We start from the raw sequence: 19649 nt of genomic DNA on the forward strand, positions 1-19649 counted from the left end.
TAAGCACTCCTTGTTAAGTGAAATGCCTTTACATATACAAATAGTACAAAATAAAGGTGTGATCTGTCAAGTTCATCCCGATGAATTATTCTTGTTCTGACTCTTCAAGCATATCAGCAAATAGGCCATAAACGAAAGCATGGGCATCAAAGGATTGAAGATCTGTCACCTTTTCGCCTAGTCCTACGAACTTAACTGGTATATCTAATTCATTCCGTATCGCCATAACAATACCACCTTTAGCGGTACCATCAAGTTTTGTCAGCACAATCCCAGACACATTCGTCGCTTCTGAGAAGGTCTTTGCTTGACTCAAGGCATTCTGACCTGTAGTGGCATCAAGAACTAGTAACGATTCATGAGGTGCGCCTGGTATTTCGCGTTCAATGACACGCTTCACTTTGGATAACTCGTTCATTAAGTTAACCTTGTTTTGCAAACGACCAGCTGTGTCGCATAGCAGTACATCTGCTCCCTTAGATTTTGCAGACTGAATACCGTCATAGATAACTGCAGCAGGGTCACTTCCTTCACTATGACGAATAACTGGTACTCCCACACGCTCGCCCCATACTTCAAGCTGTTCAATCGCACCGGCACGGAATGTGTCACCTGCTGCCATAACCACATTTTTTCCTTGCTGTTTAAGTCTGTGAGCCATCTTCCCAATTGTAGTTGTTTTCCCTACACCATTTACTCCTACAAAAAGAAGAACAGTAAGTCCGTCTTGATTAAACGTGATTTCTTCAATTTCTTCGTCATCATCTCCATAATAGATGTCGACCAGTTTTTCTGAAATGACTTCGCGAACCTCACGAGTGTCTTTAATGTTACGACGCTTCACTTCCATCTTTAATTCATCAATTAAATGCATAACTGTATTGACACCCACATCAGCAGAAATGAGAATCTCTTCTAGTTCTTCGAAGAAATCTTCGTCTACTGTACGATAACGCGCAACAAGGTCATTCACTTTAGTCGCAAAAGAGTTACGGGTTTTCGCTAATCCCTTCTTAAACTTTGTGGATATGCTCTCTTTCTCTTCTACTTCTTCTACTTCTTCTACTTCTTCTTGTTCTTCTTGTTCTTCTTGTTCATCTTGTACGTATTCTGTAGTGTCTGGTTCAACAACCTCTTCCTCTTTAGATGGTTCTTCAACAACCACTTCAGAAGCAGGCTCGTTGACATCTTCTTGTACTTCCTCTTCTTCGGTTGAAGTGGAAAGGTCTTGATCCTCTTCTTCAGTTTGGTCCTCTTCAAGATTGTCTACGTCTTCTTTTTTACCGGAATCTTCTTGTACATGCTCATCTTCTTTTACGAATTTTTTTTTTAACTTCTTAAAAAATCCCATCTCACATACTTCCTTTCTACGAACGTTGTATTAATTCCTTAGTCTCTTCCAAACGAACAGAGACAAGTTTTGAGACACCAGACTCTTGCATCGTTACCCCATACAAGACATCCGATTCTTCCATCGTCCCTTTTCGGTGAGTAATGACGATAAACTGTGTTTTAGCACTAAATCGCTTTAAATACTGAGCAAATCGGGTCACATTTGCTTCATCAAGTGCTGCTTCTACTTCATCGAGTACACAGAATGGAACCGGCCTAACGTGAAGAATTGCAAACAGAAGAGCGATTGCTGTCAGTGCACGTTCCCCGCCAGATAATAATCCTAAATGCTGCAATTTCTTGCCTGGTGGTTGTGCTACTATTTCAATTCCTGTCTCTAAAATATTCTCAGGATCTGTCATTCTAAGGTCAGCCCTGCCACCTCCAAAGAGATCTTTAAAGACATGAGTGAACTCTTCACGGATTTGAACGAACGTACTTTCGAAACGACGCTCCATCTCTCCATCCATCTCCGAAATCACACCGAATAACGTATCTTTAGCCTCTAGTAAGTCTGTTTGTTGATCAGTTAAGAATGTGTGACGTTCTTTAATGCGATCATACTCTTCAATGGCTCCTATATTGACGGTTCCTAATTCATCAATAGCAAGACGAATAAGCTTTACTTGTCTCTTCGTAGCATCAATATCTTCTACTTCAGGATAAGTCGCTTTTGCCTTCTCATAAGAAAGCATGTATTCAGTCCTAAGGTGTTCTAGTCGATTTTCAAGTTCTACATCAAGACGGTTGGCTTTAACCTCTTTATCTTGTATATCTTGCACCAAGGATTGGTGCATCCTTTTGTTCTCTTTCAGCTCAGCCTCGATGTCTTGAATCTTTTCGGAACGATTGGTGCGATCTTCACGTTTACTACGTATCAGTTCACTTTTCGTTTCTTTTTGGTGTCGCTTTGCTTCAATTTGAGCATCAATTTCTTCTTCCGTTTCTTTAGACTCAGCAATATCTTTTAACTGATCAAGCTGAGATTGTTGTTCTTGTTTGGAAGACTGCACTTCTTCTAATTGAACGAGGAGAGCTTCTGTTTTTTCCTGCTGGTTTTTCACTTGTGTTTGCTGCTCAGCATACTCAATTTGTAACTGGTTTAGATCTTGTTGAAGTTGATCATAACTGGCTTTTTGAGTCGTTTGCTGTTCTGTTAGTTGATCAATTTCTTTCTGAATGTTAATGAGATTCTCTTCAATCGTTTCTAGTTCAGTTGTTAATTTCTTATTCCGCTCTTGTAGAGAAGATCGGTCATCATCAAATTGAGCTTTGTCTTGGTCATAAAGGGAAAGCTGATCGTTTAAATTTTGTTCTTGTAATTCAAGTTCCCTCAAGCGTCCCCTGCTTGCTTGTTCTTCAAGCCTTGATGATTCAAGTTGCTGTTGTAAAGTCGAGCGTTTTTCTTTCTTCTCTTTAATTTTCTCTTTTAAGTCCTTAACTGTTTGCTCATATTGTGTGCTTCTTTGCTCAAATTGAGTTAACTTTTCTTGTAACTCCTGTAGCTCTTGATCTCTTGTAAAAAGCGACTGGTTACTCTTTTTCTGCGCGCCACCTGTCATGGAACCACCAGGATTTACTACATCCCCTTCCAATGTCACAACGCGGAAACGCCTCCCCGTTGCTTTTGCGATCTCATTGGCTTCCTTTAATGACTCAGCTATGATTACATGCCCCATAAGGTGTTGAATGGCTTTGGAGAAGTGCTCTTCATATTGAACCAGCTCAGAAGCTACCCCGACAAAACCTTTTATTCCTTTAGCTGTATTTAATTTTTCTGAAGGAATATATTTTGGTTGAATCGTAGGAAGTGGCAAGAACGTCGCCCTACCTCTGTTGGTTTGCTTTAACCAGTTAATGGTCTTACGAGCAGTGGCTTCATCTTCCATCACAACATGCTGGGCCGCTCCACCAAGCGTTGTTTCAATAGCTGTTACATAATTTTTAGGAATATCAATAAGTTCAGCAACGGCACCTTTAACGCCTTTTAGTTCACCAGACTCTCTTGCCTTTAAGACTTCTTTTACACCTTGGAAAAACCCTGCAAAATCTTCTTTTAAGTCTTCTAGCATTTCTTTTTTAGAACGTAATTTCTCTAAATGTTGATAGCCTTGATAAAGTTTAGATTGCTTCTCCTGATACTCTTTCTCTTCATGGTCAAGCTCTGTTTTAACACGATTTAAACTTTGCTCTTGTTCCGTTCGTTTAGCTGTAACCGTTTCGAGTTCTTGTTCTAAAGTCCCTTTTTGTTTTTGGATCGCATCACGGTCATCAATGAGGTCTTTAAATTTACCTTCTAGACGAGTCGTTCTTACATCAAACTGCTCTAATTGTTGGCTTACAGACTGACGTTCGTTACGTTTGGCAGCCTGCTCATTAAGCTGTTCAATATAATCACTCTTTAAGCTTTCTATTTTTTCTTCCTGATTGCTTTCTAATTGATTAAGTTGTTCCCGTACTTTATTTAACTTTTCTTTTGTCGTATTAGCTTGGGATGTGACACGATCTAACTTAGACTGTTCTTGTTCATATTGTCCTTGAACAGTTTCTTCACGGCCCTGAAGTTTACTAACATCCTCTTCTAGTTTGGAGCGGTTTTCAGTGTAATGTTTCTGACGTTCACTAAATAACTCTTTCTTTCCTTCAAGGTTTTCAAGCTCCTGGGTTAAAACCAGTAAAGCTTCTTGCAACCCTTCAACAGAGTCATCTAACGCTTTCATTTCGTTTCGCTCTTCTTCCACATTTGCTTCTTGATTTGAAGTAAGCGCACGCAATTCTTGTTCCCGAGCTTTTTGTGTTTCTAAATCTTTTAACAACGCTTCCCAATCAGCGTGTATGGTCTCTATTTCTGCTACCATTAGAGAAACTTCATAATTCTCAAGCTCTTCTTTCTTCTCAAGGTAATCTTTTGCAATAGCAGCTTGCTCTTTTAATGGCTCTAATTGACCTTCAATCTCATAAATAATATCCTCTACGCGGTTCAAGTTTTCTTGAGTTTCCGCTAACTTGTACTCTGCTTTTTGTTTACGTTTCTTATATTTAAGAACACCAGCAGCCTCTTCAAAAATGGACCTGCGCTCTTCAGCTTTTGAGCTTAAAATCTCTTCTACCTTTCCTTGCGAGATTATAGAGAATGCTTCCCTCCCGAGACCGGAGTCCATAAACAAGTCGATGATATCTTTCAAACGACACGCCTGTTTATTAATAAGGAATTCACTTTCCCCAGATCGGTACACTCTTCGTGTGACGGAAACTTCCTGATAATCAAGAGGTAGTGTGTTGTCTTCATTATCTAGCGTTAATGTAACTTCTGCAAAATTAAGCGGTTTACGGGAATCACTCCCCTGAAAGATAATATCCTCCATTTTAGAGCCACGAAGAGACCTAGCTGATTGCTCACCTAGAACCCATCTTATAGCATCTGTGATATTACTTTTCCCGCTTCCGTTCGGACCTACTACTGAGGTGACGCCTGGCACAAAATCTACAGTAATCCGTTCGGCAAACGATTTAAATCCTACTGTATCTAAACGTTTGAGGAACATGTTAACTTCCTCCTATGTAAAACTATTTTTTGTATTTCTGCGATGAATAATTTCAATTTCAACTCATTTATTTTATCATAAACTATAAGGTGTTAGAAGAAAGCATTCTAGTAATGATGAAAGAGGAGAGATTTCTATGGATTTAAGTACCCCAACAAATGATAATTTAGTGTTTATGATTAACACTCTAGCCGAGCAGCTTCAGGTTGTTAACCGTGGTTTAATGGACCCTGAAGACTACGACATCAAGCATTATGAAGACATTAAAGACATGTACGACATGGTCCAAATGAAAAAAGGACAACTTAGCGTATCAGAACTCCAAGCTGTTGTTGGTGAACTAGGTAAATACCGCGTTAAAGCATAAGCATTTAAGACGAGCCTTCTAAACAGGCTCGTCTTTTTTTTCAATTATAACTCGAGGTCCGTGCCCCAGACACATCAACCACTAAACCAACGTAACGGCCCCATCCAAAACTAAGGTAACTCAGCTTCTGCGCTTATCTTGAAAAACACCACAGCCTATTACAGATAGAAAAAGCTGCTAGCGGGAGCCAGCAGCTTTTTAAACCTCTATATCGAAAGCATCAAGTGCTTCCTTTGCAGCATTTTGTTCTGCTTCTTTTTTCGTTCGACCAATGCCAACACCAGAACGGTCACCTTGTATAAAAACGTGGGCGATAAATTCACGATTATGAGCTGGGCCTCTTTCTTCCACGATCTCATATTCTATAACGCCATTACGCTCTCTTTGGACCACTTCTTGTAATTGACTTTTATAATCCATCGCATGCGAAAAAGCACCTTTATGAATTTTAGGGTAGACAAACTCTTCAAGAAATCGAATAACAGTCTGGAAGCCTTGATCCAAATAAATAGCTCCGATAAACGCTTCAAATACGTCTGCTAACAGAGCAGGACGCTCACGACCACCTGTCATTTCTTCTCCTTTGCCTAAGAAGATCAGGTCACTGAAATGTAAATCATTTGCGAAACGAACGAGTGAGGCTTCACAAACAATTGAAGCGCGATATTTCGTTAATTCGCCTTCAGTCATCTCTGGATGCTTACGGTATAGATATTGAGATATTGCTAATTCTAATACTGCATCCCCTAAAAATTCTAATCGTTCATTGTCGTCATATTCTCGGGTGCGATGCTCATTCACATAGGATGAATGGGTGAAAGCCTGTTCTAATAACTTTTTACTCTCAAAGGTTATCCCAATCCTATTTTGAAATTTCGTGAAATCCACTGTCTCATGCCACCTATTCTTATTATTAGAATTACATACAGAGAAAGTCTCGCATCTTGCGAGACTTTCTTACTTTATTGTTACTTGCTGTTTATGTAATTCACAGCATCGCCAACTGTCTCAATTTTCTCTGCATCTTCATCAGAGATCTCCATGTCGAACTCATCTTCAAGTTCCATAACAAGCTCAACCACATCTAGTGAGTCTGCTTCTAGGTCATCTTTAAAGGAAGCTTCCATGGTTACTTTTGAGTCGTCTACATCTAGACGTTCAACAACTATGCCTTTTACTCGTTCAAATACATCTGCCATCGTTGTTCACCTCCCTTCAGTAATTATAGAAGATTTTGCTTTAAAATACTAGGTCATGACAAGATTTTATCTTGGATCTTAATAAAATTTACATGACCATGCCGCCATCTACATGAAGGGTTTGCCCTGTCATATAGTTGGCATCGTCAGACGCTAAGAAACGAACAACCTTTGCGATATCTTCACCTTGTCCTAAACGAGACAATGGAATCATCGATTGCATACTCTCAACTTGTTCATCTGTCAGTTCATCTGTCATATCTGTTTCAATAAATCCTGGTGCAACGGCATTTACAAGAATATTACGAGCAGCTAGTTCTTTAGCTGAGGTCTTCGTTAATCCGATCACACCTGCTTTAGCGGCTACATAGTTAGCTTGTCCTGGGTTTCCACTAACACCAACAACTGAAGCTATATTTATAATTTTTCCGCCTTTTTGCTTCATCATTGGACGTGTTACAGCTTTGGTTGTCAAGAATACACCTTTAAGGTTCGTATCTATAACCTGATCAAACTCTTCTTCTTTCATTCGCATAAGAAGGTTATCACGCGTTATACCAGCGTTATTGATTAATAGATCAATACGACCAAATGTTTCAGTAACTTGTTTCACCATTGCTTTTACTTCTTCTTCTGATGATACATTGGCTTGGATCTTAATACCTTCAGTTCCTAAAGAAGTGATTTCATCAACAACGTCTTGAGCCTTTTGTTCGCTACCCGCATAGTTCACAGCTACTTTAGCTCCTTGTCTTGCTAGCTCTAAAGCGATAGCACGGCCGATACCGCGAGATGCACCAGTTACAAGGGCAACTTTACCTTCAAGCATTTGTTAGTCCTCCTTATACCATTCCAGAAATGCCTCTAAGCTCTCTGGGTCTTGGATATTAAATGTTTTCATTCGTCGATTAACTTTACGGATCAAGCCGCTTAAGACTTTTCCATTTCCAACCTCTACAAAGGCATCAATGTCTTGGTCCATCATATAGCGAATCGTTTCTTCAAAGCGAACCGGAGAATATAGTTGTTCAACTAAAGAATCAAAGATTTGATCTTTATCTTGAACAGGCTTTGCGGTTACATTGGCTACAACCGGAACTTCAGCCTCTTTTAAAGAAACACCTTTTAGTTCTGACTCAAATTGCTCACTTGCAGGCTTCATTAGACGTGAGTGGAAAGGTCCGCTCACATTAAGAGGTAGTGCACGCTTTGCTCCCTCTTCTTTCAAACGTACACACGCTTCGTCTACGCCTTCTTTTGAACCTGATATAACAATTTGACCAGGGCAGTTATAATTGGCAACTTCTACAACTTCCCCCTCATCCCGAATTGCTGAAGTTACACGTTCGATTGTTTCAACATCTAATCCGAGTACTGCCGCCATGGAACCTTGCCCAGCTGGAACTGCTTCTTCCATAAGCTGACCACGCTTTTGTACTAAAGACAATGCTTCTTCTTGTGACATTGTCCCAGCAGCTACATGAGCGCTATACTCCCCTAAACTGTGACCTGCAACAAGTTCAGGTTTGATGCCTTCATCTTTAAGTAATTGAACGATCGATGTACTTAGTAAAAGAAGAGCTGGTTGCGCATGCTCTGTTTTCGTTAACGTTTCCTCTGGCCCTTCTAACATGTATTGACTGAGAGAAACGCCTAAGCGATCGTCAGCTTTAGCGAACTGCTCTCTTACACTTTCATATTGATCATAGAAAGACTTTCCCATACCAACTTCTTGAGAACCTTGTCCTGGAAAGACAAAAGCTATTCTTTTCATTGATCATCATCCTTATCCCAGTCCATATTTTGAACCGTTTCTTGTATAGCTTGATTCACCTCATGGTCGACCATGTGACAAGCTTGTTTAATAGCGTTATATACTGCACGTGAATCAGAAGATCCATGAGCTTTAATAACAGGTGCGGCAAGACCAAATAATCCAGCTCCGCCATATTCAGAATAATCTAACTTACTCTTCAACCCACGTAGATTTTCCTTAGCCATACTAGCAGCCAACTTAGTCTTCCAATTTGTCATAAATGTATCTTTAATCATGGCAAACATCGACATCGCTGTACCTTCTATTGTCTTAAGGGTTACATTACCCGTAAAGCCATCCGCTACAACAACATCCGCTACACCATTCAGTAAGTCACGTGCTTCCACATTTCCTACAAAATTAATTGGAGCGCCTTGCAATTTCTTGAATGTCTTCTTAACAAGATCATTCCCTTTTCCATCTTCTGTACCAACATTTAAAAGACCAACCCTAGGAGAAGTTATGCCACGGACTTGTTCTGCATAAACAGATCCCATTACCGCGTATTGTACTAGGTGGTTTGGTTTTGCATCAACATTAGCCCCAACGTCTAATAGTAAAAAACCTTTTCCGTCCACTGTAGGTAGCGTTGGACTAAGCGCAGGGCGTTCAATTCCCTCAATTCGTCCAACAACAAACAAACCTGCACTCATAAGCGCCCCTGTGTTGCCTGCAGAGACACAAGCATCTGCTCGTCCTTCTTTAACTTCTTTAGCCATTAAAACCATTGAAGCATTTTTCTTACGGCGAACCGCACGCACGGGTTCATCTTCTGAAGTAATCATCTCATCTGTATGTATGACCTTAATGGCTGAATAATCCTCGCTCATGTGTGAACGAATCTTGTCCTCCTGGCCAAATAAGGTAATCTCTAGATTTTCTATATTTTTTACCGCTTCTATTGCGCCTAATACGATTTCTTTAGGAGCATGGTCTCCTCCCATTGCATCGACTGCTAATCTCATGGTTAGGCCTCTCCTTTTTCATCATTTGAACGAAACATAACAAAGACTCCTGAAAATACAGTCTCTTGGTCAACCACGCTTTCTACTTCTACGATGGTTCGACCCTTGTCATCATTTCCTTTAACTTGCGCCTTTGCCACAACACGTTCCCCTTCTTTTACTTGCCGCGTAAACCGGATTTCAGATTTAGCTGTTAGAGCAAGTTCATCGTTAATAACAGCCACAGCCAAAGAGTTCGCCTGTGCAAACAGGTGATGACCTCTGGCAATTCTATTACGAGAAAATACGTGTTCATCTTTTATATCTAATATCGAGATTGCTTTATGATCTAACTCCAAATCAACAACTTCCCCAATAACCTCCTCTAGAGGCAGGGCTTTAACTGTTTCATTCCATTGGTAGGTAGCGACCGACTTAATTCGTTCACGAAGCTCAGGAATTGATAGTTCCATTCGATCTAGACGAATCGTTTGGATACTAACTCCATATTTCTTGGCTAATTCCTCATCTGTAATGAACGGAGTCTGCTCAATCGTTTCCTTGAGACGCTGCTGACGCTCTTTCTTCGATAACTTCATCTATACACACCGTCCAATTATGACTAGGTACTAATAGTAATATATAATACCTCCCTATCTTATGCAAGGATTGTTTCTTTAATCCAAAACTTCTCCTTTTAAAATAGGGTCATTCATTAAGAGGTTAAAGAGCGGTTGAAGGGATGGGTCTTCCTTAAAATGATCTTCTTCAATCATCTTCTGCGCATCTTGACGAGCCGTTTCTAAAGCTCGATAATCGTGCACCATATCTGCAACCTTAAATTCTGGGACGCCACTTTGCTTTCTTCCAAAGAAATCGCCAGGACCACGAAGTTTAAGGTCATGTTCAGACAATTCAAATCCATTTGTGGTTTCACTCATGATCCTCATCCGCTCTTTGCCTACATCTCCTTTTGGATCAGCTAGTAAAATACAATAACTTTGATGACTCCCTCTTCCTACACGACCTCTTAACTGATGAAGCTGGGATAAACCAAAACGATCAGCATCGTATATAAGCATGACCGTTGCATTGGGAACGTTCACACCCACCTCAACAACCGTTGTGGATACCAGTACTTGCACCTCGTTATTAGCATACTGCTTCATCACTTCATCTTTTTCCTCAGATGTTAAGCGACCGTGCATCAACCCCACTTTTATAGACGAAGGGAAATAAGCAGTAAGTTGATGATAAGTATCCACTGCATTCTGTATGTCAAGCTTGTCAGATTCTTCAATTAGCGGGCTAATCACATAAGCCTGACGCCCCTCTTCAACTTCATTTTGGATAAATGTTAAAACACGATCTAACATTTGTTCTTTCACCCAATAAGTCTCAACAGCTTTACGCCCAGCTGGCATTTCATCAATTACAGAAACATCCATGTCTCCAAATGCTGTAATAGCAAGAGTTCTAGGGATGGGTGTAGCGGTCATAAAGAGCACATCAGGCATCAAGCCTTTATCACGAAGTGTCCGGCGTTGCTCTACACCAAAACGGTGCTGTTCATCAATAATGGCTAATCCAAGATCATTAAAAATGACTTCGTCTTGTATTAATGCATGTGTTCCAATGATAATATCCGCCTCATGGTTCGCAATTTTTTCTACGACTTCTTTACGCTGTTTCCCTTTAACGCTACCTGTCAGAAGTACAACCTCAGCCTTATCTCCAAACAGCTCTTGCAACGATTCATGATGTTGTTCTGCAAGGATTTCTGTAGGGACCATTAGAGAACCTTGTTTGCCTGAGGTAATGGTTGCATATAAAGCTATAGCTGCTACCGCAGTTTTTCCAGATCCCACATCGCCCTGAAGCAAACGATTCATTCGATAGGGGGAGCTCATATCTTTCAAGATTTCTTTTAGACTTTTAGATTGAGCCCCTGTCAACTGGAAAGGTAAATCATTTGTAAATTGAGTAACCGACTCTTTATCAAAGCTTTGAGCATTACCCGTTGTCGCTTCTCGTTTGATTTTTCGTAAGAGCTGCATTTTTAATTGGAATAATAAGAACTCTTCATATATAAAGCGACGCTTCGCATGTTTTAATACGACCCGGCTTTCCGGGAAATGCATCCCATATAATGCCTTGGATCGCTCGGGTAACTTATAAGCTTCCAAAAAGGAAGGAGGTAAGACCTCTTCTATGTAAGAACCATATTGATCTACGGCCGTTCTCATCCACTTTTTAAACGTTGGCATTTTCATATTCCCTTTTAACGAATAGACGGGTTGGATTGGGGTGTTCGATTTAGCTCTCCCTTTATAATAATGACTCACCGTAATCTGCAAACGATGTTGGTCCCATTTCCCTGTAACAGTTACCGTATCACCTGGCTGAAGCTGTTTCTTAGCAAAAGCACGATTAAACATAACTGCTTTCACCGCGAACTGTTCCACTTGTAACGTAATGGTTAAGCGTGATTTCTTCTTTCCAAAAAAGGTGAGGGAAGGTTCACCTACGACCTCCCCTTCAATAGTAGCTTTTTCATCGTGTACAAGTTCGGTCAACGGCTTTACCTCGTGAACATCATAACGGAAAGGAAAATAAAAAAGGAAGTCTTCTATCGTAACTATTCCCATCTCATTTAGCGTTTCTCCAGTTTTCTCGCCAACTCCTGACAATTGTAAAACCGATTGTTGTAGCACTTGTCTCACTCACTTTTTAAATTTATTCCATACACTTTCGCTTCTAACTCCCGTCCTGTTGGTGTAGCCGCTAAACCACCTTGGGCTGTTTCTCTAAGAGCCACAGGCATCGTTTGACCAATTTTGTACATAGCATCAATGACTTCATCACATGGAATGCGACTTGTCACACCAGCAAGAGCCATGTCTGCTGCAACAACTGCGTTAGAAGCTCCCATCGCATTCCGTTTCACACAAGGAACCTCCACAAGGCCAGCTACAGGATCACATACTAACCCTAGCATATTTTTAAGTGTAATCGCCATTGCTTCAGCTGATTGAGCAGGTGTACCACCAGCCATTTCTACAATCGCAGCAGCCGCCATACCTGCAGCCGATCCTACTTCTGCCTGACAGCCTCCAGCAGCACCTGAGATGGATGCATTATTCGCAACGACAAACCCAAACGCGCCTGAAGTAAATAAATACCTTACCATTTGCTCGCGTGTAGGGTTTAATTGGTTCTTTACAGCAAATAGTGTTCCAGGGACACATCCAGCACTCCCTGCTGTTGGTGTAGCACAAATCGTTCCCATAGCCGCGTTTACTTCATTGGTAGCCACTGCTTTACTTACAGCATCCATTAACAGGTTCCCGGAAAGTGGCGTGTGGTTTTTCATATAATTTTGAATGAGTACAGCGTCTCCTCCTGTTAAACCAGAATGAGACTTAACTCCTTGCAATCCTTCCTCAACCGCGTTTTCCATAACCTTTAGGTTTTCTTCCATTTGTCCAAAAACCTCTTCACGAGATCGTTCACGAACCGCCATCTCTTGACGAATCATTAACTCAGAAATAGAAACTCCTTCACTTTCACATCGTTCTACTAACTCCGCTACGTTCCGAAATAAGATTTTCATATATGATTCCTCCCCTAGTCTGTTAATCTACAACTTTCGCTACTTGCAAGATATGATCACAACTTTCAAGTTCTCTTAAAAGATCATCACTAACATTTTGGTCAACTTCAATAACCATAAGGGCTTCTTTGCCCATTTCTTTTCTCGAAACTTCCATATGCCCAATATTTATCTCATGCTTCGCAAGCGTTTGAGTGACAGAGGCAATAGAACCAAATCGGTCGTTATGCATAACCAAAATAGCGGGATGATTCCCGGAAAGACGTAACTCAAACCCATTGAGTTCAGTAATTTCAGCTTTTCCTCCACCAATTGATATCCCGACTAACTCTAGATCACCATCCTCATCCCCGATCCTTACACGAGCTGTGTTGGGATGGTCTGTGTGGGCATCTTCCTCTTCAAACTGAACCTTAATTCCTTTTTCTTTCGCCAAATCCAGAGATGTGCTAATTCTTGTATCCCACGTTTCAAAGTCAAGCACACCACCTACAATAGCAACATCTGTACCATGGCCTTTATAAGTCTTCGCAAATGACCCATATAAGTGGACGGTTACCCATTTAGGCTCACGACCAAATAACGTTCGCGCTACTCTCCCTATACGGGCAGCACCTGCTGTATGCGAACTAGACGGCCCAATCATGACCGGACCAATAATATCAAAAACAGATTTAAACTTCACTGTTACCACCATCCTATTCATATAAAATGATCATCTATTTCCTTTATACACGTAATTGTAAGCGCATTCAACAAGTAAGAGTGTTTTAGATCAACTCTTTTATTATAACAAAAATAAAGAAAAACGAGTATGAAGAGTAGTTGATAAAATTCACAGACTTCCCTATAATAAAACTTTGTGGATTATGTTCGGCATAATCGGGTGGGAGAGGGCAACTTTATATTGAGGGTTTTATATGAAGCACCATAACCCTGATTCACAAGGAGCAAAGACATCCCTGAAAACGGAGATGATGGCAGGTTTAATCGGGTATTTAACGACTGTCTACATTGTAGCAGTTAATGGCTCGATTTTAAGCGAAGCCGGTATCAGCTACCAAGCTGGTATGATCGCTACCATATTGGCTAGCTTTGTGGGGTGCTTATTAATAGGTTTTTGGGCCAACGCTCCTATGGTATTAATACCAGGAATGGGCGTTAACGCCTTGTTTGCCTATTCAATTGTGCAAGGTGGCGGGCTCACTTTCGAGGAAGGATTGGGAGTTGTTCTAGTATCGTCAATCCTTTTTATCATTATTGCCCTAACCAAACTAGGTTCATGGCTCCAAGAAGCTATACCTGACTCGTTAAAGCACGCTATTACGGTAGGATTGGGTTTGTTTCTTACGTTTATCGGCCTTGAAAAAGGCGGCTTGATTACTCGAGGTGAACATTCATTGATTGAATTGGGTCATTTCACTTCCCCAACCGTGCTCGTTAGTTTACTTACTTTGGCGGTAGGTATATTCCTATTCATCAAAAATGTCCCTGGCCATTTTCTCTTAACCATGGGAACTGGAACAGTCTTAGCCTATCTGTTCGGGATTTTAGATGGAGGCACAACAAACATTGCTCTAGATGCACAATGGATTTTCATCCCATCTTTCAGTGCAGTAGACGAACTGGCCTTTTGGCTAGGTGTATTTCCGTTAACGATCGTACTCGTCTTTGAGAACATGGGTCTCATTAACGGACAGCTATCGATGGTGGGAGATATGAGTAAATTTAAGCGTTCATTCCAATCCACAGCTTTTTCAAGCCTAACATGCGCTTTTTTCGGCACATCACCAACTGTGTCATCAGCAGAAAGCGCAGCAACGATTGCCTCAAATGGTCGATCCGGTAAAGCAGCCATCACGACAGGCGTATTGTTTTTGCTCACCCTTGGACTAATCCCGTTTATATCATGGATCCCTTCCATGGCGATTAGCCCTATATTGATTATTGTAGGGGCCCTTATGGTACAGAATGTTCGCCATATTGCCTTTGACGATTTATCAGAAGCAATGCCTGCTTTCTTAATCATTGTAATGATTCCTTTCACAAACAGCATTGCTGACGGAATGGCCTTTGGATTCATCGCTTACCCAATTGTTCAAATGGCAAGCGGTCAAAAAAACAAAGTTACCCTTCCTGTTATGGTTATCGCGGGTATGTTTCTAACTGAATTCATCATTAAAGCATTAGGGTTGTAACCCTATCCTTTCAGATGTAAATTAGAGCATTGGACTGTTATACAGTCCAATGCTCTTTTTGTATGTAGATTTGGATTGAAGACAATGTCTATTTGCTACGAATGGAGAATTGCTCCCGCCAATTTTAATGGAGCGTAAGGTGGACCTGGAAATCACTCGCTTTCCGCGGGCGAGCTGACGAGCTTCCTCATTAACCTATAACAAATGAATAAGAAAAGCAGTTCAATCAAGGGGGACAAGCTTCTTTGTCCTCCAAAATTGAACTGCTTTCGTTGCTTCCACCTTACTATTCCACTGAAAAAATAAAGGAATAGATTGGCTGGTTGCCTTTATGAACTTCTACTTCTAGGTCTTCATAGTTTTCTTCTAAGAAGCTTTCAAGAGCCTCAACTTCTTCTGTCGTAGCATCTTCACCCTGAAGAATAGTTAAGATTTCATCTTCTTCTTCATCAATCATATCTTGAAGAAGTTGCTTAGCTGCTTCAAGTTTATCTTGATGAGTAGAAGAAATGCTACTTTCTAGAATACCCATGAAATTACCTTTTTCAATCGTCATTCCATCAATTTGAGTGTCACGTACAGCATATGTTAGCTGACCTGTCTTTACAGCTGCAGCTGCTTCTTTCATACCTTCCTGATTCTCTTCAACCGATTGTTCAGGGTGGAATGAAAGTAGTGCACTCATACCTTGAGGGACTGTCTTTGTAGGAACCACAACAACGTGATCCTCAGCTAAGTCTGCAGCTTGTTCAGCAGCCATGACTATATTTTTATTATTTGGCAATACGATAATTTGCTTCGCATTCGCTTCCTGAATTGCATTAGTAATGTCCTGAGTACTTGGATTCATCGTTTGCCCGCCTTCGATTACGACTGTAGCTCCAAGGCTTTCAAACATCTCTTTAATGCCACTTCCCATTGCAACAGTTACAATAGCAAATTCAGCTTTTTCTTTCTTTGCGGGCTTTTCTTTCTTCTGTTCGCCTACAATGGATGTGTGTTGTTCACGCATATTTTCAATCTTCATATTCACTAGACTACCATAGCGCTGACCTAGTGTTAGCGCTTTACCAGGCGTCTCAGCATGTACGTGCACTTTAATGAGCTCGTCGTCTGATACGACAAGTAAAGAATCTCCAAGCTCACTAAGGTCCTCTCTAAAAGCATCTTCATCATATGGGTTTTGAGCTAGTTTATCTTCTTCGAACTTCACCATGAATTCTGTACAGTATCCAAACTCTATTTCATCGGTGCTCATGAAGTCTTGAGCGAGTTTATGGTGTTCAGCATTAACCATATCATCCATACTTGGACCGGCTTCATTCGTAGCAGGTAACTCTTCGCCTTTTAAGTTAGCCAAGAACCCTTCATAAATTGTTACAAGACCTTGACCCCCACTATCAACCACTCCTACCTCTTTTAGGACTGGTAGCAGTTCTGGAGTGCGTTTCAATGATGATTTTGCATTCTTTATCATTTCTTCCATGAAAACAACAATATCTTCTTCCTGGTCAGCAATCTTGTTAGCAGCTTCAGCGGAATCTTTAGCCACAGTAAGAATTGTGCCTTCAACAGGTTTCATTACTGCTTTATAGGCAGTTTTAACACCCTGGTTCATTGCCTCAGCAAAATCAGTTGTTGTAATCGTTTCTTTATCCTCAATAGCCTTTGAGAAACCTCTAAAGAGTTGTGATAGGATTACACCTGAATTACCGCGCGCCCCCATCAACAACCCCTTAGCTAAGCTTTTAGCTACTTCACCTACGTGGTCTGCTTGTACATTTCTTACTTCATTCGCTCCTGATGTCATTGATAAATTCATATTCGTACCTGTATCACCGTCTGGAACAGGGAATACATTAAGAGCGTCGATCATATTCGCATTGTTTGTTAAATGGTTTGCTCCTGCGAGCACCATTTGCGCAAACGTTGCTCCATCTAACGTCCTTATCGTCACTCCGACTTCCTCCTTCGTCATCCACTAACTTGTCTGATTAATCATTTGACACACGTACACCCTGAACATAAATATTCACAGAGTCTACGGACAAGCCAACTGTTTTATTTAATGTATACTTCACTTGTGATTGTACATTAGAGGCAACCTCCGAGATCTTCGTCCCATAGCTTACGATAATATACATATCAATATGTGTTTCTTCTTCTTCTTGACGGACAATGACGCCGCGTGCGAAATTCTCTTTACGCAATATTTCCGTAAGACCGTCTTTGATTTGATTTTTTGAGGCCATACCTACAATTCCGTAGCATTCTACAGCTGCACCGCCAGCTACAGTTGCAATCACTTCATTCGTAATGGTTACGTGACCAAAGTTCGTATTTAAATCAATGGACATATTGGATCCTCCTTCGTTCTCTTCCATACTTATCGTCATTTTACTATAACGAGCTTGAATTTAAAAGTGTGGTTGATGGAAGAAACGCGCCACATTCTCTACAATCGAACACTTTCATTGACTAATTCGCATAAAAGCTTGTGAAAACCCCATTTAACAATGGACGAAAACAATTTATCTGTCAAGTGACTTTTCTTGATATATTTCGCCAAACTTGTTGAAATCTTAACGACGGTATGATAAATTAAATAAGTATTTGATGATATACATGAAAGCTTTAGTGCAAGTAGGAGGGAAAATTATGAGTCGTAAATGTGCTGTTACAGGCCGTAAAACAACTACTGGAAACAACCGTTCACACGCTATGAACGCTAGTAAACGTCAATTTAAATCTAACGTACAAAAAGTACGTGTTATGATCGACGGTAAACCTCAAAAGGTTTACGTTTCAACACGTGCTCTTAAATCCGGTAAAATTCAACGCGTTTAATCGCTAAGCATTTTACCATACAAAAAAAGCACCCTTTGGGGTGCTTTTTTTGTATCCAAAGATAAGAAATTACTACAAATGAGAACATGTGTTAGACGTCGTACGCCTTTAGTCTTTTTTGAAGGTACCTATGATGACGCGCACGAAACCACCAATGAAGCGTGGGAGTTTAATGGTATAAAATTTCAACTGGTCCCCCTCCTCTAACATACAATGACCTTTAATAGCCTTAGGATTTCCTAGTTTCACTTAGTACATCTCGGCTCTTTATTAGTAATAGTATGCCATGCTCAAATGAAAAAGTACCTTTTTCTGAAATAAGCTTATTCGACACACACAACGTAGACCCCCATGGGACAAAGGCATTTTCTAAAGGATAATAAAAGCCTTCAAGCGTTAGCCCCCGAACCTCAGGAGTAAATGGAATGAAGGAAATGTTCGGATAACCAGGGTCAAATTGCACTTCGTGATGCCCGGGAGATTTACACTCAACCCAATTCCCCTTATCAATAATCACCCCTTTAATCCCTTGTGCTTCTAGGGGAGCTAGAATTTGCAGATTTGTCAAAGCATGATCCAACCTACCTCCAGTGACACCAAAGAAGTAAATAACTTCTGGATCTAATGTCATAGCCTTCCGTACAGCAATTTCTAAATCAGTCTCATCCTTTTCAGCTGGATGCTTTGTAAAATCCTTCGCAGAATGCTTAATCTTTTCTAATTCTTCTTCAGTTACAGAATCAAAATCCCCTACAGCGAAGTCTGGGGAGATCCCATCATCTACAAGGGTGATAGCACCATGGTCAGCCCCAATCCATGTAATCTCTTCTTCTTTGTATTGTGTTAATGAGGGAATATGCTCACTTGGCCCTCCCCCAACTATTGCGATCCCTTTCATCATTTCACCCTTTCTACATTCTATGAAAAAAGGCTGATCCCATTCCTAAAGGGTCAGCCTTTTTGTTATCTAGGAAATTATAAAACGGTTCGTTGATAGAACTCATCGAGAGCGAAGAGTCTATTCCCTATTGGGTATCCGATGCACTGTGTACTACTCTCTCTGCTATTTAAAGCTACACGCGAGTAGCTAATAACGATTGAATAGCTTCTCCTCGGTCCTCTTTATTAAAGACAGCACTTCCCGCAACAAGAACGTCTGCTCCTGCTTCTACACATGTTTGAGCTGTACCTTCTTTTACTCCACCATCAACTTCGATCTCAAAATTATATCCATGCTCTTCTCTCAAGTTTGACACCTCTTTGATTTTAGGAACAACATTTTCAATAAATTGTTGCCCCCCAAACCCAGGGTTAACAGTCATAAGAAGAACCAAATCCACATCAGGTAGTACTGACTTGATCATCTCAACCGGCGTAGCAGGGTTTATGACTACACCAGCTTTTACACCAGTTGATTTAATCAACTGAATTGTTCTATGAAGATGAGGACACGCTTCCTGATGTACAGAAATAATATCAGCACCAGCCGAAGCGAACTGCGGAATGTACTGATCCGGATTTTCAATCATTAAGTGAACATCCAGCGGCAAGTTGGTATGTGGCTTAATTGCTTCTACAATAAGTGGCCCAATTGTAATGTTCGGAACAAAATGACCATCCATCACGTCCACGTGCACATATTCAGCTCCGCCTTGTTCAATATCTTTTATTTCTTCCCCTAACTTGGCAAAGTCAGCAGATAATATAGATGGAGCAATTTTTGTCATA

19 protein-coding genes are annotated in these 19649 nt (G+C 40.7%); 3 read left to right on the forward strand and 16 right to left on the reverse strand.

Annotated features, from left to right (window positions below; genetic code table 11):
- Positions 1 to 85 precede the first annotated feature (85 nt).
- Both ftsY and smc read right to left on the reverse strand, forming a co-directional pair.
- Positions 86 to 1351, reverse strand: a complete 1266-nt coding sequence (gene ftsY / locus IEW76_RS19305; protein ID WP_188656020.1) for a signal recognition particle-docking protein FtsY — start codon at positions 1349 to 1351, stop codon at positions 86 to 88.
- Positions 1352 to 1367: 16 nt separating this feature from the next.
- On the reverse strand, positions 1368 to 4937 hold the full coding sequence (gene smc / locus IEW76_RS19310) for a chromosome segregation protein SMC (protein WP_188656021.1): 3570 nt from the start codon (positions 4935 to 4937) through the stop codon (positions 1368 to 1370).
- 136 nt (positions 4938 to 5073) lie between these two features.
- On the opposite strand from smc, the gene IEW76_RS19315 reads away from it, so the two are divergent.
- Positions 5074 to 5304: a DUF1128 domain-containing protein gene (locus IEW76_RS19315; protein ID WP_188656022.1), complete on the forward strand. Its 231-nt coding sequence runs from the start codon at positions 5074 to 5076 to the stop codon at positions 5302 to 5304.
- Positions 5305 to 5502: 198 nt separating this feature from the next.
- Here the strand turns inward: IEW76_RS19315 and rnc are convergent, their stop codons facing one another.
- The 9 genes from rnc to sdaAB form a co-directional block, all read right to left on the reverse strand.
- Positions 5503 to 6192, reverse strand: coding sequence for a ribonuclease III (gene rnc, locus IEW76_RS19320; protein ID WP_188656023.1), 690 nt, complete (start codon positions 6190 to 6192; stop codon positions 5503 to 5505).
- An 80-nt stretch (positions 6193 to 6272) separates the two neighbouring features.
- Positions 6273 to 6503: an acyl carrier protein gene (gene acpP, locus IEW76_RS19325; protein ID WP_036778618.1), complete on the reverse strand. Its 231-nt coding sequence runs from the start codon at positions 6501 to 6503 to the stop codon at positions 6273 to 6275.
- 88 nt (positions 6504 to 6591) lie between these two features.
- On the reverse strand, positions 6592 to 7332 hold the full coding sequence (gene fabG / locus IEW76_RS19330; RefSeq protein WP_188656024.1) for a 3-oxoacyl-[acyl-carrier-protein] reductase: 741 nt from the start codon (positions 7330 to 7332) through the stop codon (positions 6592 to 6594).
- 3 nt (positions 7333 to 7335) lie between these two features.
- Positions 7336 to 8277: an ACP S-malonyltransferase gene (fabD, locus tag IEW76_RS19335; protein ID WP_188656025.1), complete on the reverse strand. Its 942-nt coding sequence runs from the start codon at positions 8275 to 8277 to the stop codon at positions 7336 to 7338.
- Positions 8274 to 9284, reverse strand: a complete 1011-nt coding sequence (gene plsX / locus IEW76_RS19340; RefSeq protein ID WP_188656026.1) for a phosphate acyltransferase PlsX — start codon at positions 9282 to 9284, stop codon at positions 8274 to 8276. Before plsX ends, fabD begins: the two co-directional genes overlap by 4 nt.
- A 2-nt stretch (positions 9285 to 9286) precedes the next feature.
- On the reverse strand, positions 9287 to 9862 hold the full coding sequence (gene fapR / locus IEW76_RS19345) for a transcription factor FapR (protein WP_188656027.1): 576 nt from the start codon (positions 9860 to 9862) through the stop codon (positions 9287 to 9289).
- 78 nt (positions 9863 to 9940) lie between these two features.
- A complete protein-coding gene (gene recG / locus IEW76_RS19350) occupies positions 9941 to 11977 on the reverse strand; it encodes an ATP-dependent DNA helicase RecG (protein WP_188656028.1) in 2037 nt (678 codons plus the stop codon).
- 5 nt (positions 11978 to 11982) lie between these two features.
- On the reverse strand, positions 11983 to 12876 hold the full coding sequence (sdaAA, locus tag IEW76_RS19355; RefSeq protein WP_188656029.1) for an L-serine ammonia-lyase, iron-sulfur-dependent, subunit alpha: 894 nt from the start codon (positions 12874 to 12876) through the stop codon (positions 11983 to 11985).
- A gap of 22 nt (positions 12877 to 12898) precedes the next feature.
- Complete coding sequence (sdaAB, locus tag IEW76_RS19360) at positions 12899 to 13561, reverse strand: L-serine ammonia-lyase, iron-sulfur-dependent subunit beta (protein WP_188656030.1); 663 nt, start codon at positions 13559 to 13561, stop codon at positions 12899 to 12901.
- Positions 13562 to 13796: 235 nt separating this feature from the next.
- On the opposite strand from sdaAB, the gene IEW76_RS19365 reads away from it, so the two are divergent.
- Positions 13797 to 15074: an NCS2 family permease gene (locus tag IEW76_RS19365; protein ID WP_229721311.1), complete on the forward strand. Its 1278-nt coding sequence runs from the start codon at positions 13797 to 13799 to the stop codon at positions 15072 to 15074.
- Positions 15075 to 15360: 286 nt separating this feature from the next.
- On the opposite strand, the gene fakA is transcribed toward IEW76_RS19365, so the two are convergent.
- On the reverse strand, positions 15361 to 17031 hold the full coding sequence (gene fakA, locus IEW76_RS19370; protein ID WP_188656031.1) for a DAK2 domain-containing protein: 1671 nt from the start codon (positions 17029 to 17031) through the stop codon (positions 15361 to 15363).
- A 37-nt stretch (positions 17032 to 17068) separates the two neighbouring features.
- A complete protein-coding gene (locus IEW76_RS19375) occupies positions 17069 to 17431 on the reverse strand; it encodes an Asp23/Gls24 family envelope stress response protein (RefSeq protein WP_188656032.1) in 363 nt (120 codons plus the stop codon).
- A gap of 301 nt (positions 17432 to 17732) precedes the next feature.
- On the opposite strand from IEW76_RS19375, the gene rpmB reads away from it, so the two are divergent.
- Positions 17733 to 17921 (forward strand): 50S ribosomal protein L28, encoded by a 189-nt coding sequence (gene rpmB, locus IEW76_RS19380; protein WP_036778593.1) that lies wholly within the window; start codon positions 17733 to 17735, stop codon positions 17919 to 17921.
- Between the two features lie 108 nt (positions 17922 to 18029).
- Here rpmB and spoVM read toward each other — a convergent pair whose 3' ends face one another.
- The 3 genes from spoVM to rpe form a co-directional block, all read right to left on the reverse strand.
- Positions 18030 to 18110 (reverse strand): stage V sporulation protein SpoVM, encoded by an 81-nt coding sequence (gene spoVM, locus IEW76_RS19385; protein WP_019376515.1) that lies wholly within the window; start codon positions 18108 to 18110, stop codon positions 18030 to 18032.
- 40 nt (positions 18111 to 18150) lie between these two features.
- Entirely contained in the window at positions 18151 to 18822 is a 672-nt protein-coding gene (locus IEW76_RS19390) for a thiamine diphosphokinase (RefSeq protein WP_308422096.1), read from the reverse strand.
- 172 nt (positions 18823 to 18994) lie between these two features.
- Positions 18995 to 19648 carry a ribulose-phosphate 3-epimerase gene (rpe, locus tag IEW76_RS19395; RefSeq protein WP_188656033.1) on the reverse strand — a complete coding sequence of 218 codons (654 nt, stop codon included), beginning with the start codon at positions 19646 to 19648 and terminating at the stop codon, positions 18995 to 18997.
- Between the last annotated feature and the right edge of the window lies 1 nt (position 19649).

Origin of the sequence: Pontibacillus salipaludis (assembly GCF_014642405.1) — a bacterium.
GTDB classification, from domain to species: domain Bacteria; phylum Bacillota; class Bacilli; order Bacillales; family BH030062; genus Pontibacillus; species Pontibacillus salipaludis.